We start from the raw sequence: 15,399 nt of genomic DNA, 5'->3' as shown, positions 1-15,399 counted from the left end.
TCTCGTCGCCCCGATTCTCGCGCACGGGTGCGACATCGGGCGGTCTTACGGGTTGATCCAGTTGCCGATCGTGATGAGGCTGGCGGCCGAGGCGGCCAGGACCGCCGTCGCTACCGCGGCCGCGGCGAGGAGCCGCAGGGGCGTCTGGGTCCAGTCGGGGCCGATCTGGTGGCGCATCGCGGGCATCGAACCGGTGCCCGGCTCCGGTTGCGGGGCCTGGACCGCCGGCGGCGCTTCCTCCTGCGGGCGCATGAAGGCCGCGGTGGAGAGCAGTTGCGTGTCGCCGGAGACGCCGTTGTCGACGCGGACGTGGTCGATCTGCACCGACACCGGGCCGACCGAGCCGCGGACGCCGTCGCCCACGCGGGCGAACTGGGTCGTGTCGTCGCCGCGGAGCGGCCCGACACGGGGTTGGGACCCGCCGCCGAAGCGGGGCTGGGATCCGCCGAAGCGCGGCTGCGAGCCCTCGGGGAAGGAGTCGGTGTGCTCGGGGCCCGTCCTCGGCATCGACCAGGCGCCGCCGCGCGGCTCGGCGTTCTCCTCGCTGGAGCGGTACGGCGAGTCGGCGTGCTCCTGCGGCGGCGGTTCGGCGACCGTGTCGACCTGGACGGTGCGGAGCTCGTCGGTGTGGCGGCCGTCGCCGACGCGGGGGAGTTCCCCGGTGGTCGGATGGGACGGGTCGCCGTAGCCCGGCCCCCAGTTGCTGCTCATGGGGCCCCTATCCCTCGACGCTGGAGCGGATCCGCTCGAGGTGGTTCTCCAGGCTCTCGATCTCGGCCTGCTGCACGGTGATCGTGCGCTCGGCGGCGTCGACCACGCGCTCGTTCTCGGACAGGTCGAGCACGACCTTCGCCATGTCGACGCCCCCGATGTGGTGCTCGATCATCATCTCGATGAACATGATGTCGGCGTCGGCCCCGGTGAGGGTCTTGAACGTCGCCATCTCCTCGTCGGTCGCCATGCCGGGCATGAGGCCGCCCGCCGCTTCGGTGTCGTGCTGGTGCTCCTCGCCCGCCCACGCCATCGGCTCGCCGGTGGAGAGCTGGACCCCCCACTCGCGCAGCCACGAGCGGAACATGCCGATCTCGGCGCTCTGGGCCGTGGCGATGTCGTAGGCGACCGTCCGCAGCGTCTCGTCGCCACCGTTGCGCCACTCGTACATGGCCATCTCGACGGCCTGCTGGTGGTGGGTCTGCATGTCCCGCGCGAACCCGGCCTCAGCGGAGTCGTCGCCCGGTGCGGCGGTGCCGGCGACCCAGCCGACCGCGAACCCGGCGCCGAGCATCAGCACGGCGGTGATCGCGATCAGCACTGCGGGCCTGCGCCACAAGCGGCTCATTCGTCGTCCTCTCCCGGCGGGCGCTCCCCGAAGCGCCCGCGCCTCACTTGCCTAACGAGCTGAGGGCCGAAAGGTTCGCCTCGGTCAGCCGGTGGGCATCTGCTGCTGGTCGGCGATGGTGGTGGACACCCCGCCCGAGCAGGTCGCGTTGGCCTCGGCCGTGTTGTCGGCGTTCTGGACGTAGAAGTCCAGGAACTCCTCGAGCTTCGGATCGTTGATGTCGTCGGTCTGGTACTGGACGCCCCAGGCCTGGATCGACACGGGCACGCCCAGCTCGGGGTAGGGGCTCATCAGGCTGTAGTCGCGGTTCTCGATCTTGGAGGCCAGCTCCTTGACGCCGTTGCCGTCGACGAGTGCCGGGTCGTAGGTCAGCCACACGGCGCCGTGCTCGAGGGAGTGCACGGCGTTGCCGTCGACGATCGGCGCGTCGTAGACGTTGCCGCTGCAGGTCTGCCACGCGCCGAGGTGGTTGCCGCCCGCGGGCGGGGTCAGCTCGTACTCGGGGACGGCCGCCGGGTCCTCGTTGTCCACGTGCGTCTGCTGCACGACCCAGGGGTGCTCGAGCTCCTCCTCGGTGACCTCGCCGTCTCGCAGCGCGTCGGAGACCTCGGAGTAGTTGGCGTACTCGCCGTAGAAGTCGGTGACCCCTTCCGGCGGCTGGCTGCGGTCCCAGACCACGTACACGGCCGCCCCGATGAGGCCGAGCGCCACGACGCCGACGGCGGAGAACGTGAGGATGAGACCCCACGGCTTCGGCTGCTTCACCTGGACGGCGCGGCCCTTGCGGGCGTTCGCGGGCGTCGCGGACCTGCTCAGCGACTTGCCGTCGCTCTTGACTGCGCCTTTCCCAGTGCCCTTGCCGGAGCCCTTGGTGGCGGTTTGCTTCTTGGATGCCATTTCGCGAGGAGCGCCTTATTCGTCGACGTCGGGATGGGCCGGAGCGGAGCCGGGGTGGACCCGGTGTGATTTCCGCTCGCGTACGCCACCTTACCTGGTCCGAACGCGACCATTCCTTAGAGCAAGCCTCGAATCAGACACTCCGGTCGCGCCCTCACCCCTGGAGGTCGTCCACCGTCGTGGACACCCCGCCCGAGCAGGTCGCCATGGCCTCGGGGTTGAACCGCTCGTTGAGGACGTACGCGTCCAGGTACGCCTCGATCGTCGCGTCGGCCGGGTCATCGGTCTGGTAGCGGTTGCCCCAGGACTGGAGCGAGACCGCGACGCCCTGCCCGGGGTAGGGGCTCATGAGCGAGTAGTCGCGGCCCTGGATCAGCAGGCCGAGCGCATCGATCTGGGCCTGGTCGACCAGCTCGGGGTCGTAGGTCAGCCACACCGCGCCGTGCTCCATCGAGTGGACGGCGTTGCCGTCGACGATCGGGGCCGGGTAGACCGATCCGGTGCACGTCTGCCACGCCGACAGGTGGTGCCCGCCCGCGGGCGGCGTCATCTCGTAGACCGGGTTCTCGCCGTCCCAGCCGGCCGCGGCGTCGACGTGGTCCTGCTGCATCACGAACGGGTGCTCCAGTTCGTCGATCGTGGTCTCGCCGTTCTGGACCGCGGTCTTGACGGTGACGTAGTCGCCGTACTCGCCGTAGAAGTGCTCCACGCCGTCGAGCTCGCCGGCGGCCGCGGTGGTCGGGTCGGCCGCGGCGGACCCGTCCCCGCCGGAGCGTTCGGGCTCGGCGGAGCAGCCCGCGAGCGCGGCGATCAGGACCGCGGCGGCGGCCGTGCGGCGGAGGAAGCGGGGCGGCGGCGTTGCTTGCACGACAGTGGGCCTTCCGACGGGGAACTCGTCACGTGGTCACCGTGAGCCTACCGACCGGGCCCGCCCGGGGACGGGACCCTCGGGCCGGTGCGCGCGCCGACGGGCGCGCAGGCCACAAGGGCCTTTATCACTCGCGCGCGCTGAAGCGGGGCGTCTACGATTGCCGGGTGACTCCTGAGACGCTCGCAGAGAAAGTGCTGTCCGCTACGCGCGCCGCGTTCGAGGCCCTCGGCCTCGACGCCGCCGTGTTGCCCGCTCGAACCGCGGTGGAGCGACCCAGGGACCCCAAGCACGGCGACTACGCCTCCAACATCGCGCTGCAGACGGCCAAGAAGGCCGGCACGAACCCGCGCGCGCTCGCCGAGAAGATCGCCGAGCTCCTGGCCGGCCAGGGCGGTGTCGCCAAGGTCGACATCGCCGGTCCCGGCTTCCTGAACATCACCGTGGACGCGGCCGCCGCGGGCGGGATCGCCGGGACGATCGTCGCCGCAGGCGCCTCGTACGGCACCAACAACTCCATGGAAGGCGTCTACGCCAACCTGGAGTTCGTGTCCGCGAACCCGACCGGCCCCATCCACGCGGGCGGCACCCGCTGGGCCGCGATGGGCGACTCCCTCGCCCGGGTGATGCGCGCGTCCGGCGCCAAGCTCATCGCCGAGTACTACGTCAACGACGCCGGGACGCAGGTCGACCACTTCGCGGCGTCGCTCCTGGCGCGCGCCAAGGGCGAGCCGACCCCCGAGAACGGCTACGTCGGCGCCTACATCGACGAGATCGCCGCGGACGTGCTCAAGCGGCGCCCGGACGCGCTCGACGCGGCGGACCCCCTCGAGGTCTTCCGGACCGTCGGCCTCGAGCTGATGCTGGACGACATCAAGGGCACCCTGGCCGATTTCGGCACCCACTTCGACGTGTTCTTCAGCGAGCGGAGCCTGCACGAGCGGGGCGAGCTCGACAAGGCCGTCGAACGGCTCGGCGAACTCGGCCACGTCTACGAGGCCGACGGCGCGGTCTGGCTGCGCACCACCGACTTCGGGGACGACAAGGACCGGGTCCTCAAGAACTCCAGGGGCGGGTGGACCTATTTCGCCGCCGACTGCGCCTACTACCTCGACAAGCGCGAGCGCGGTTTCGAGAAGCTCGTGTTCATGCTCGGCGCCGACCACCACGGCTACGTCGGCCGGATGCAGGCCATCAGCCAGGCGTTCGGCGACGAGCCGGGCACGATGGAGATCCTCATCGGGCAGTTCGTGAACCTGCTGCGCGACGGCGAGCCGGTCCGGCTGTCGAAGCGGGCCGGGAACATCATCACGCTGAACGACGTCGTCGAGGCCGTCGGCGTCGACGCCGCGCGCTACGCCCTCACGCGGTACTCCGCGGACTCCGCGATCGACCTCGACATCGAGCTGTGGACCAGGCACGGCAACGAGAACCCGGTCTACTACGTGCAGTACGCGCACGCCCGGACCTCCGCGGTCCTGCGCAACGCCGCCGACCGCGGCGTCGCGAAGGGCGAGTCCTACGACGCCTCGCTGCTGGCGCATCCGCGCGAGTCGGACCTGCTCAAGGCCCTCGCCGAGTTCCCGAGCGTCGTGGCCTCCGCGGCCGAGCTGCGCGAGCCGCACCGGGTCGCCCGCTACGCCGAGGAGCTGGCCGCGGCCTACCACCGCTTCCAGCACGACTGCCGGGTCCTGCCGGTCGGCGACGAGGCGCCCACCGACCTCAACCGGGCCCGCCTGTGGGTCGTCGACGCGACCCGCGTCGTGCTCGCGAACGCGCTGGGCCTGCTCGGCGTCTCCGCCCCGGAGCGCATGTAATGCGGATCCACGAGGCCGGCGCACTGCACGGCGACTTCGACTTCTACACGCTGCGCCCCGGTTGGCTCGGCGTGCCCGACGACGTGAACGCCCTGCTCCCGCAGCTGTGGGCGAGCAACGTCGAGCGCGCCGACGACGGCGTCCTCCACATCGGCGGCCTCTCGGTGCAGGACCTCGCGGCCGAGTTCGGCACGCCCGCGTACGTCCTCGACGAGGACGACTTCCGCGCGCGCTGCCGGTCCTGGACCGAGGCCTTCGCCGACGCCGACGTGTACTACGCCGCGAAGGCCTTCTGCTCCAAGGCGGTCCTGCGCGCCGCCGTCGAGGAGGGCCTGAACGTCGACGTGTGCACCGCCGGGGAACTCGCCGTGGCGCTGTCCGCCGGGCTCGAACCGGCACGGCTCGGCCTGCACGGCAACAACAAGTCCCTCGCCGAGCTGCGCCAGGCCGTCGAACTCGACCTGGGCCGCATCGTCGCCGACTCCTTCACGGAGATCGAGCGGCTCGAGGAGATCAGCGCCTCGCTCGGCAAGCGCGCGAAGGTGATGGTCCGCGTCAACGTCGGCGTCGAGGCCCACACGCACGAGTACATCGCGACCGCCCACGAGGACCAGAAGTTCGGGTTCTCGCTGGCGGGCGGCCACGCCTACGAGGCCGCGCGGCGCGTCGTCGCCGCCGAGCACCTCGAACTGGTCGGCCTGCACTCGCACATCGGCTCGCAGATCTTCGACACCGCCGCGTTCGAGGTCTCGGCCGCGCGCGTCGTCCGCCTCCAGGCCAAGCTCCAGGCCGACCTCGGGGTCGCCCTGCCGGAGCTGGACCTCGGCGGCGGCTTCGGCATGGCCTACACCAGCCAGGACGACCCGCAGCCGCCCGCCGACATCGCCGCGAGCCTCGGCAAGATCGTCGCCGAGGAGTGCGCCGCCGCCGGGATCGACGCGCCGCGCCTGTCGATCGAGCCCGGCCGCACCCTGATCGGCCCGGCCGTGTTCACCCTCTACGAGGTCGGCACCGTCAAGCCGGTCACGCTCTCGGCCGGGGCGTCCCGGCTGTACGTGTCGGTCGACGGCGGCATCAGCGACAACATCCGCACCGCGCTCTACGACGCGACCTATTCGGCGACGGTCGCCTCGCGCGCCTCGCAGGCCGCGCCGGCCCTGGCCCGAGTAGTGGGAAAGCATTGCGAAGCGGGCGACATTGTTGTTAAAGATGAGTTCCTGCCGGCCGACATCGCGGCGGGGGACCTGCTCGCGGTGCCCGGCACCGGCGCCTACTGCCGCTCGATGGGCTCGAACTACAACCACGTGCCCCGCCCGCCCGTCGTCGCCGTCCGCGACGGCGAGGCCCGGGTGATCCTGGCCCGTGAGACCGTCGACGACCTGCTGCGACTCGACGTCGGCTGAATCCAGCCCGGATGAACCACCAGAAAGAAGGACATCAGCGATGAAACTCGCGCTTCTCGGATGCGGCACCGTCGGCAGTGAAGTCGTGCGCCTCATGCGAACGCGCGGGGAGGAGCTGGCGGCCCGGGTGGGGGAGCCGGTCGAGATCGTCGGGATCGCGGTGCGCCGCATCGACCGCGACCGCTCGCACCTGCCGGTCGAGGCGTCCCTGTTCACCACGGACGCCCTCGGCCTGGTCAAGCGCGACGACGTGGACATCGTGGTGGAGGTCGCCGGGGGCGTCGAGCCCGCGCGCACCTGGATCACCACCGCGCTCGGCCACGGCAAATCGGTCGTGACCGCGAACAAGGCCCTGCTCGCCGAGGACGGCCCGGCCCTGTCGGCCGCCGCGAAGGCCGGGGGCGCGGACCTCTACTACGAGGCCGCCGCCGCGGCGGCGATCCCGCTCATGCGCCCGCTGCGCGAGTCGCTGCACGGCGACACCATCAACCGCGTGCTCGGCATCGTCAACGGCACCACGAACTACATCCTCACCCAGATGTCGCAGACCGGCGCGTCCTTCGAGGAGGCGCTGGCCGAGGCGACCGAGCTCGGCTACGCCGAGGCCGATCCGAGCGCCGACGTCGACAACTACGACGCCGCCGCGAAGGCCGCACTCATCTCCTCGCTGGCGTTCCACACGCACGTGGACATCAAGGACGTCTACCGCGAGTCGCTGCGGGCCGGGACCTCGTCCACCGGCGCGTTGACGCAGGGCGTCAGCGCCGCCGACATCGCCTCGGCCGCCGCGCAGGGGCGCGTCGTCAAGCCGCTGTGCATCGCCAGCCGCGAGGCCGAGGGCGTGTCCGTGCGGGTCCACCCGGCGATGATCCCGGCGACCCACCCGCTCGCGAACGTCAACGGCGCGTACAACGCGGTATTCGTCGAAGCCGAGTCCGCCGGCCGCCTCATGTTCTACGGAGCGGGAGCGGGCGGCACCGAGACCGCTTCGGCGGTGCTCGGCGATATCGTGGCCGTGGCGCGCAACAAGCGCGGCGGGATCACCGCCTTCCCGCCCGAGGCCGCCTACTCGGACCTGCCGGTGCAACCCATCGGCGAGGCCCGGACCCGCTACCACGTCAGCCTCGACGTCGTCGACGAGCCCGGCGTGCTCGCCCGCGTGGCGGCCACCTTCGCCCACCACGGCGTCAGCCTCGCCACCGTCCACCAGTCCGGCCGGGCCGACGACGCCCAGCTCGTGGTCGTCACCCACACCGCCGCCGACAAGCAGCTGTCGGACACCGTAGAGGAACTGTCGCAACTGACCTCGGTGCACCAAGTCACCAGCGTCATGCGCGTCGAAGGAGAATAGGACGACATGTCCGCATCTGCCATGCGCCCGCCCGTCTCCCCCGACCACCCGGACCGGAGTGAACGCAATCCTTACCGGGGCGGGTGGCGCGGCCTCATCGAGGAATTCCGCGACCGGCTCCCGGTCACCGACGCCACCCCCGTGGTCACCCTCCAGGAGGGCGGCACGCCGCTGCTGCCCGCTCCGACGCTGTCGGCCCGGACCGGCTGCGACGTCTACCTCAAGATCGAGGGCCTCAACCCGACCGGGTCCTTCAAGGACCGCGGCATGACGCTCGCGGTCTCCAAGGCGGTCGAGGAGGGCTCGAAGGCCGTCATCTGCGCCTCCACCGGCAATACCTCCGCCTCCGCCGCCGCCTACGCCGCGCGGGCCGGGATCACCTGCGCCGTGCTCGTCCCGGCCGGGAAGATCGCCCTCGGCAAGCTCGCCCAGGCCCTCGTCCACGGCGCGAAGCTCCTCCAGGTCGAGGGCAACTTCGACGACTGCCTCACGATGGCCGACAAGCTCGCCCAGGACTACCCGGTCACGCTCGTCAACCACATCAACTTCAACCGCATCCTCGGGCAGAAGACCGCCGCGTACGAGGTCGTGCAGGTCCTCGGCGACGCCCCGGACATCCACTGCCTCCCGGTCGGCAACGCGGGCAACATCACCGCCTACTGGATGGGCTACAACGAGGACCACGCCGCGGGCGCCGCCACCAAGCTGCCGCGGATGCTCGGCGTCCAGGCCGCCGGCTCGGCCCCCATCGTCGACGGCCACGTCGTGGAGCACCCCCAGACCATCGCCACCGCGATCCGCATCGGCAACCCGGCCTCCTGGACCAAGGCGCTCGACGCCAAGAAGGAGTCGAACGGCGACATCATCGCCGCCACCGACCGCGAGATCCACGCCGCCTACATGCTGCTCGCCCGCTCCGAAGGCGTCTTCGTCGAGCTCGCCTCGGCCGCCTCGGTCGCCGGGCTCCTCAAGCAGGCCGCCGCCGGGTGGGTTGAAAAAGGACAGACGATCGTCTGCACCGTCACCGGCAACGGCCTCAAGGACCCCGACTGGGCCGTCTCCACCGCGCCGCAGCCGCAGACCGTCCCGGTCGACGTGGTCAAGACCGCCACCGCCTTGGGGCTGTAGGTTGGGCGCCTTCTCCACGGGGCCGCGCGTCACCGTCCGCGTCCCGGCCACCTCGGCCAACCTCGGCCCCGGTTTCGACTCGCTCGGCCTCGCCCTCGACCTCTGCGACGAGGTCACCGCCGAGGCCACGAGCGGCACCGCCGTCCAGGTCTCCGTGCAAGGCGAAGGCGAGGGCACCGTCGCCCTCGACGAACGCCACCTCGTCGCCGCCGCCATGCTGCGCACGTTCAAGCACCTCGACCTCGCCGCCCCGGGTCTGAAGCTCCAGTGCCGCAACCGCATCCCGCACGCGCGCGGCCTCGGCTCCTCTTCGGCGGCGATCGTGGCCGGCATCATGCTCGCCGACGCCCTCGCCGGCGCGAGCATGACCCGCGCGCAGAAGCTGGCCCTGGCCAGCGAGATCGAGGGCCATCCGGACAATGTGGCCCCGTGCCTCCTCGGCGGGTTCACCGTCGCCTACGACACTGAGGACGGCGCCAAGGCCCTCAGCCTCGACCCCTCCCCTCGCATCCACCCGTGGGTGTTCGTGCCCGACGCGAAGGGCCTGACCTCGGTCGCCCGCGCCGCCCTGCCGGAGAAGGTCCCGCACGTCGACGCGGTGTTCAACGTCTCGCGCGCCGCCCTCCTGGTCGCCGCGGTCGCGCGCCAGCCCTCCCGCCTGTTCGAGGCCACCGACGACCGGCTCCACCAGCCGTACCGGGCCAGGGGAATGCCCGAGAGCTCCCGGCTGTTGAGAGAACTGCGTGCCGCCGGGATCGCCGCGGCGATCTCGGGGGCGGGTCCGACGGTGCTCGCCCTGACCGTCGACGACGCGCGCGTCCCCGAGGCCCCTGCGGGCTTCACGGCGATGCGCCTGGACGTCGCGGACGGGGCCGTACAGGTCGCGACCTCCCCGAACGAGTGATCCTCGGGTCCGTTGTTGCGAATGGCGAGAGTGCGCTACCATTCCAGTTAGACGACCACCCGGTGTCGTGACTGCTCGAAGCCTTGCTTATGCTTGTGGTCACAACAGCTGCGGCGCATCCAGCGCACGCCTGATCTCTTGTTTGGGTCATCACCCTCAACCATGGATTTGTGACTTTGCATAGCTCTAGCGTGGCATGGCACGGTTTCGACCAAGGAACAGTCGCTGTCCGCTTGTGGCCCGGGCTTCCGCCCGGAGAGGATCGCAAAGGCGAGGATCGCAATCAGCGGAGATCGCATTCACGTGTCTCACCGTGCACGATCATTCTTCGCGAACCGCCCAGTTGCAGGACCAGAGGCTGCCACGATCAGGACCGTCTGCTCAGCGGACAGCCCAGGGGTGTTGCGCCCAAGTGTCAACTGTCGTCTTCCATCCGCCGCGGTCACCCTGTGACCAGAGGCGGCCGAGGCGATGGCGGGACGCAGACCAGAACATCGGCATTGCGGCTATTTGAAAGACGCGGAAACTCCTCGAATCCACTTCGAAGTTCCGCCAGGGAAGGAATCCATTGAGCGACACCACCGGCACGACGTCGGACCGGATGAGCGATGCGGCGTCGGCTTCGGGAGAACTCCCGGAAGCCAAGAAGCGCCGCCGGGCAGGAACCGGTCTGGCCTCTATGCTGATGCCCGAGCTCCAGCAGATGGCGCAATCGCTCGGTATCACCGGCGTTGGCCGGATGCGGAAGAGCGAGCTGATCGCCGCCATCCAGGAACGGCAGGATGCGGGCTCGCAGCCCGGCGGTGCCAGCGCAGAACAGGAGGCCCCGCCAGTGCCTGACTCTGACCACACGCCCATCGCCGAGGCGCCGTCGACCACTGTCGACGGACAGGCAGACCAGCGCGACGCGAACGCACAGGGCGGCAACGGCGCAGACGCCGAAGCCAAGGGCGGCGCCGCCGCCCGCCGGGCCACTCGCCCGGCCGGTCCGCCGCAGCCGCGCCGCCGTGAAGAGCGCCAGACCGAGACCGCCGAACCCGAAGCGCAGACGTCGGTCGCGGTCCTCGAGTCCGAAGAGGACCGGGACGACCGCCCGCAGCGCCGCCGCCGCACCCGTGAGAACGGGCGCGAAGGCCGTGACAACCGGGAGAACCGAGACAACCGCGAGAGCCGCGACAGCGGCCGCCGCGACGAGCGCGCCGAGCAGTCCGAGTCCCGCAACGAGGCGCGGACCGAGTCCCGTTCCGAGCGCCGCTCGGACGACGACGGCTACGACGACCGCGGCCAGCAGGGCGGCGACGGCGAGAACCGCCGCCGCAAGCGCCGCGACCGCTCCGACCGCCGCCGCAGCGGCGGGAACCGCGAGGAGACCGAGCGCGGCGCCGGGGGCGGCAACGCCCCGAGCGACGAGCAGCTCGTGCCCGTCGCCGGCATCCTGGACATCCTCGACAACTACGCGTTCATCCGCACCACCGGCTACCTGGCCGGACCGGACGACGTGTACGTCTCGATGTCGCAGGTCCGCAAGTACCGCCTGCGCCGCGGCGACGCCATCACCGGCGCCGTCAAGCCCACCCGCGGCGAAGAGATCAGCAGCGGCAACGGCAAGCAGCAGCGCCGCGAGAAGTACAACCCGCTCATGCGCCTCGACACCGTCAACGGGATGAACCCCGAGGACGCGAAGAAGCGCGACGAGTTCTACAAGCTCACGCCGCTGTACCCGCAGGAGCGCCTGCGGCTGGAGACCGAGCCGAACGCGCTCACCACTCGGGTCATCGACCTCGTGGCGCCGATCGGCAAGGGCCAGCGCGCCCTCATCGTCTCGCCGCCGAAGGCCGGCAAGACGATGGTGCTGCAGGCGATCGCGAACGCGATCACCACGAACAACCCCGAGTGCCACCTCATGGTGGTCCTCGCGGACGAGCGGCCCGAAGAGGTCACCGACATGCAGCGTTCGGTGAAGGGCGAGGTCATCGCCTCGACCTTCGACCGCCCGCCGTCGGACCACACCACCGTCGCCGAACTCGCGATCGAGCGCGCCAAGCGCCTGGTCGAGCTCGGCCACGACGTGGTCGTGCTGCTCGACTCGATCACCCGGCTGGGCCGCGCGTACAACAACTCGTCGCCCGCCTCGGGACGCATCCTGTCCGGTGGCATCGACTCGACGGCGCTCTACCCGCCGAAGCGCTTCCTGGGCGCGGCGCGGAACATCGAGCACGGCGGTTCGCTGACCATCATCGGCACGGCGCTGGTCGAGACCGGTTCCATGGGCGACACGGTGATCTTCGAAGAGTTCAAGGGCACCGGCAACGCCGAGCTCAAGCTCGACCGGAAGATCGCCGAGAAGCGCACGTACCCGGCCATCGACGTGCACCAGTCGAGCACCCGCAAGGACGAGCTGATGATGAGCGCGGAGGAGCAGGCGGTCATGCTGAAGCTCCGCCGGGTCCTCTCGTCGCTCGAGCCGCAGCAGGCGATCGACCTGCTCATCGAGCGGTTGAAGAAGACGCAGACGAACGCCGAGTTCCTGATGTCCATCGTCAGGGGCACTCCCAGCGAGTGACGGTGAGTGTGAGGCCGCTCTGGCTGAGAGCGGCCTCACGCCCTAATATTGAATGTCGGTGCGCAGGTCGCGCACCCCGCCATGGTGACGCTTCCGGGCCGTGCCATGGATCCAGAAGAGCCCTCGAGGGCCCGATGCGGTACCGGTTCACGGTGAACGCGACGCTGGCGATCGACGCAGCGGCGCGGCAGCCGACCCGGCGACCCAGAGAAAGGGAAGTCATGAAAGACGGGATCCACCCTGAGTACGTCGTCACCGAGGTGACCTGTTCCTGCGGGAACGCGTTCACCACCCGTTCGACGGTGACCAGTGGCAAGATCCAGGCTGCGACCTGCAACAAGTGCCACCCGTTCTACACCGGCAAGCAGCGCATCCTCGACACCGGCGGTCGCGTGGCCAAGTTCAAGGCCCGCTACGCCAAGACCCAGGAGAAGACTGAGGCCGGCAAGTAGCTTTGTCGCGCAGCGCTCGTGTCGTATGACGCGGGCGCTGCGTTTTTTCATTCCCCGAAGTGCTCCGGAACCGCTCTCTTTAAGGAATCGTGATGACGACCGCCGCCGACAACCGCCTGGCCTCGCTGCTCGCCGAGTACAAGGACCTCGAGGCGCAGATGGGCGACCCCGCCCTGCACGCCGACCAGGCTCAGGCGCGGCGCGTCGGGCGCCGCTACGCCGAGCTCTCGCCGATCGCGAAGACCGCCGCGGAGATCGAGGCGGCCAAGGACGACCTGGAGACCGCCGAAGAACTCGCGCGCGAGGACTCGGAGTTCGCCGAGGAGGCCGAGCGGATCCGGCGGCGGCTCCCCGAGCTGGAGTCGAAGCTCGCCGAGCTGCTGGTCCCGCGCGACCCCGACGACTCCAAGGACGTGATCATCGAGATCAAGGCCGGCGCGGGCGGCGAGGAGTCGGGCCTGTTCGCCGGGGACCTCATGCGCATGTACCTGCGGTACTTCGAGCGTCAGGGCTGGACCGTCGAGACCCTGGAGATGGTGCCCACCGACCTCGGCGGCATCAAGGACTCCTCGATCGCCGTGCGCACCAAGGGCACGCCCGAGGGCGGCAACGGCGTGTGGTCGCGCATGAAGTTCGAAGGCGGCGTCCACCGCGTGCAGCGCGTGCCCGTGACCGAGTCGCAGGGCCGCGTCCACACCTCCGCGGCCGCCGTCACCGTCATGCCCGAGGCCGAGGAGGTCGACTTCGAGCTGAACATGAACGACGTGCGCGTCGACGTGTACCGCTCGTCGGGCCCCGGCGGCCAGTCGGTCAACACCACCGACTCGGCGGTGCGGCTGACCCACGTGCCCACCGGCGTCGTCGTGACCAGCCAGAACGAGAAGAGCCAGCTCCAGAACAAGGAGGCGGCGATCCGGGTGCTCCGCGCCCGCCTGCTCGCGAAGCAGCAGGAGGAGGCCGCCGCGGCCGCCGGTGCGGCCCGGCTCCTGCAGGTGCGCACCGCCGACCGCTCTGAGCGCATCCGCACCTACAACTTCCCGCAGAACCGGCTCACCGACCACCGGGTCGGCTTCACCGCGTACAACCTCGACCAGGTCATGGACGGCGCCCTCGACGAGGTCCTCGACGCCCTCGCCGCCGCCGACCGCGCCGAGCGCATGGCCCGCGGCGCCGTCGATTCATGACCGACCGCCAGCACCGCGTGCGCACGACCACCTGGCCGCAGGCGATCGCCGAGGCGGCGAAGCGGCTCGAAGCCTCCGGCGTCCACTCCCCGCGGAACGACGCCGAGCTGCTCGCCGCCCACGTCTCCGGCCTCAAACGGGCGCGCCTGCTCATCGCCGACGCGCCCGAGGAGGAGCGACTCGCGGAGTTCCGCTCGCTCGTCGAGCTCCGCGCCCAGCGCGTGCCGCTCCAGCACCTGACCGGCTCGGCCGCGTTCCGCTACGCCGAACTCGCGGTCGGCCCGGGCGTCTTCGTGCCCCGGCCCGAGACCGAGCTGCTGGTGGACTGGGCGCTCGCGCGCCTTCCTGAGGGCGGCACGGTCATCGACGCGTGCTCCGGGTCGGGCGCGGTCGCGCACGCCATCGCGACCGAGCGCCCCGACACGCGCGTGTGGGCGATCGAGATCGACCCGGACGCCTTCGAGTGGCTCGAATCGAACCTCGACGGCACCGGCGCGGTGCCCGTCCTCGCCGACGCGGTCGCCCCGGGGACCCTCGCCGAGCTCGACGGCGGTGTGGACCTGGTCACCGCCAACCCGCCCTACGTGCCCTTCGAGATCGAGGTCGCGCCCGAGGTCAAGTTCGACCCGAGCGGTGCGGTCTACGCCGCCGAAGCGGGCCTCGCCGTCATCCAGCCGCTGGCCGTCCGCGCCGCGCGCTGGCTCAAGCCCGGCGGCTGGTTCGCGTTCGAGCACGACGACACGCACGGGAAGGCCGCTCCGGAGATCCTGCGGGTCACCGGATTCACCGATGTGGTGGACCACGAGGACCTGGCGGGCCGCCCGAGGTTCGCGACGGGAAGGCTAGGCTTGTCGCCGTGAGGCTGTTCAATTGCAGGAAGATCAAGGACCGCGCCACCGGGCTGAAGTCGGCCGCGAGGGCCGTGACCGGCGGCAGGCTGGTCGTCATCCCGACCGACACCGTCTACGGCATCGGCTGTGACGCGTTCAACCACGCCGCCGTGCAGGCGCTCCTGGCCGCGAAGGGCCGCGGCCGCGACATGGCCCCGCCGGTGCTCATCGGCTCGAAGCGGGCCCTCGACGGCATCGCCTCGGACCTCCCCGCCTCCGCCAAGGAGCTCGTCGAGGCGTTCTGGCCCGGGCCGCTCACGGTCGTCGTGCCTTACACCCCGTCGCTGACCTGGGACCTCGGCGACACCGACGGCACGGTGGCCGTCCGCATGCCGCTGCACCCGCTCGCGCTCGAGCTGCTCAAGGAGACCGGGCCGATGGCCGTGTCCTCCGCGAACAAGCACGGCCAGCCGCCGGCCGAGACCGCCGCCGACGCGAAGGCGCAGCTCGGCTCCGACGTCTCCGTGTACCTGGAGGCCGGGCCCAGCGAGGACAACCTGCCTTCGACCATTGTGGACTGCGTGGCGCACCCGCCGCAGATCCTGCGCGAGGGCGTCCTGTCGCTGGAGCAGATCCGCAAGATCGTGCCCGAGACGCTCGACC

General features: G+C 70.8%; 13 protein-coding genes and 1 pseudogene. 10 read left to right on the top strand and 4 right to left on the bottom strand.

Going from position 1 to position 15,399, the window contains the following annotated elements; translation table 11 throughout:
- Positions 1 to 45: 45 nt before the first annotated feature.
- From K3N28_RS18140 to K3N28_RS18125, 4 genes are all read right to left on the bottom strand, one after another.
- Entirely contained in the window at positions 46 to 711 is a 666-nt protein-coding gene (locus K3N28_RS18140) for a hypothetical protein (protein WP_228094160.1), read from the bottom strand.
- 7 nt (positions 712 to 718) lie between these two features.
- Entirely contained in the window at positions 719 to 1,339 is a 621-nt protein-coding gene (locus tag K3N28_RS18135) for a DUF305 domain-containing protein (protein WP_228094159.1), read from the bottom strand.
- 84 nt (positions 1,340 to 1,423) lie between these two features.
- The gene (locus K3N28_RS18130; protein WP_228094158.1) at positions 1,424 to 2,236 is read right to left on the bottom strand and encodes a DUF3105 domain-containing protein; all 813 of its coding nucleotides are present in this window, start codon (positions 2,234 to 2,236) and stop codon (positions 1,424 to 1,426) included.
- A gap of 154 nt (positions 2,237 to 2,390) precedes the next feature.
- Positions 2,391 to 3,104, bottom strand: coding sequence for a DUF3105 domain-containing protein (locus K3N28_RS18125; RefSeq protein WP_228094157.1), 714 nt, complete (start codon positions 3,102 to 3,104; stop codon positions 2,391 to 2,393).
- Positions 3,105 to 3,271: 167 nt separating this feature from the next.
- Between K3N28_RS18125 and argS the strand changes: the two genes are divergently transcribed.
- From argS to K3N28_RS18075, 10 genes and pseudogenes are all read left to right on the top strand, one after another.
- Positions 3,272 to 4,921 (top strand): arginine--tRNA ligase, encoded by a 1,650-nt coding sequence (gene argS, locus K3N28_RS18120; RefSeq protein ID WP_228094156.1) that lies wholly within the window; start codon positions 3,272 to 3,274, stop codon positions 4,919 to 4,921.
- Positions 4,921 to 6,324 (top strand): diaminopimelate decarboxylase, encoded by a 1,404-nt coding sequence (gene lysA, locus K3N28_RS18115; protein WP_228094155.1) that lies wholly within the window; start codon positions 4,921 to 4,923, stop codon positions 6,322 to 6,324. The genes argS and lysA overlap by 1 nt, the downstream gene beginning before the upstream one ends.
- 40 nt (positions 6,325 to 6,364) lie before the next feature.
- Positions 6,365 to 7,675, top strand: coding sequence for a homoserine dehydrogenase (locus tag K3N28_RS18110; RefSeq protein WP_228094154.1), 1,311 nt, complete (start codon positions 6,365 to 6,367; stop codon positions 7,673 to 7,675).
- A gap of 21 nt (positions 7,676 to 7,696) precedes the next feature.
- On the top strand, positions 7,697 to 8,803 hold the full coding sequence (thrC, locus tag K3N28_RS18105) for a threonine synthase (protein WP_374209825.1): 1,107 nt from the start codon (positions 7,697 to 7,699) through the stop codon (positions 8,801 to 8,803).
- A gap of 1 nt (position 8,804) precedes the next feature.
- Positions 8,805 to 9,707 carry a homoserine kinase gene (thrB, locus tag K3N28_RS18100; protein ID WP_228094152.1) on the top strand — a complete coding sequence of 301 codons (903 nt, stop codon included), beginning with the start codon at positions 8,805 to 8,807 and terminating at the stop codon, positions 9,705 to 9,707.
- Between the two features lie 568 nt (positions 9,708 to 10,275).
- Positions 10,276 to 12,270, top strand: a complete 1,995-nt coding sequence (gene rho, locus K3N28_RS18095; RefSeq protein ID WP_374209814.1) for a transcription termination factor Rho — start codon at positions 10,276 to 10,278, stop codon at positions 12,268 to 12,270.
- Between the two features lie 221 nt (positions 12,271 to 12,491).
- A complete protein-coding gene (gene rpmE, locus K3N28_RS18090) occupies positions 12,492 to 12,722 on the top strand; it encodes a 50S ribosomal protein L31 (RefSeq protein ID WP_228094151.1) in 231 nt (76 codons plus the stop codon).
- Positions 12,723 to 12,814: 92 nt separating this feature from the next.
- Complete coding sequence (gene prfA / locus K3N28_RS18085) at positions 12,815 to 13,906, top strand: peptide chain release factor 1 (protein WP_228094150.1); 1,092 nt, start codon at positions 12,815 to 12,817, stop codon at positions 13,904 to 13,906.
- Positions 13,903 to 14,766, top strand: coding sequence for a peptide chain release factor N(5)-glutamine methyltransferase (gene prmC / locus K3N28_RS18080; protein ID WP_228094149.1), 864 nt, complete (start codon positions 13,903 to 13,905; stop codon positions 14,764 to 14,766). The genes prfA and prmC overlap by 4 nt, the downstream gene beginning before the upstream one ends.
- Positions 14,763 to 15,398, top strand: a pseudogene (locus K3N28_RS18075) (L-threonylcarbamoyladenylate synthase); the annotation flags it as partial. The gene prmC and the pseudogene K3N28_RS18075, both read left to right, overlap by 4 nt.
- Position 15,399 lies beyond the last annotated feature (1 nt).

Origin of the sequence: Glycomyces sp. TRM65418 (genome assembly GCF_019710475.1) — a bacterium.
GTDB lineage: Bacteria > Actinomycetota > Actinomycetes > Mycobacteriales > Micromonosporaceae > Glycomyces.
The sequence above is the reverse complement of the archived record's forward strand: the minus strand, read 5'-3'. Positions and strand labels throughout refer to the sequence as shown.

Excerpts from the sequence above, each read along its gene's own strand:
- K3N28_RS18140 (WP_228094160.1), bottom strand. The coding sequence starts at position 711 with ATGAGCAGCAACTGGGGGCCGGGCTACGGCGACCCGTCCCATCCGACC.
- K3N28_RS18135 (WP_228094159.1), bottom strand. The coding sequence starts at position 1,339 with ATGAGCCGCTTGTGGCGCAGGCCCGCAGTGCTGATCGCGATCACCGCC.
- K3N28_RS18130 (WP_228094158.1), bottom strand. The coding sequence starts at position 2,236 with ATGGCATCCAAGAAGCAAACCGCCACCAAGGGCTCCGGCAAGGGCACT.
- lysA (WP_228094155.1), top strand. The coding sequence starts at position 4,921 with ATGCGGATCCACGAGGCCGGCGCACTGCACGGCGACTTCGACTTCTAC.
- K3N28_RS18110 (WP_228094154.1), top strand. The coding sequence starts at position 6,365 with ATGAAACTCGCGCTTCTCGGATGCGGCACCGTCGGCAGTGAAGTCGTG.
- thrC (WP_374209825.1), top strand. The coding sequence starts at position 7,697 with ATGCGCCCGCCCGTCTCCCCCGACCACCCGGACCGGAGTGAACGCAAT.
- rpmE (WP_228094151.1), top strand. The coding sequence starts at position 12,492 with ATGAAAGACGGGATCCACCCTGAGTACGTCGTCACCGAGGTGACCTGT.
- prfA (WP_228094150.1), top strand. The coding sequence starts at position 12,815 with ATGACGACCGCCGCCGACAACCGCCTGGCCTCGCTGCTCGCCGAGTAC.
- prmC (WP_228094149.1), top strand. The coding sequence starts at position 13,903 with ATGACCGACCGCCAGCACCGCGTGCGCACGACCACCTGGCCGCAGGCG.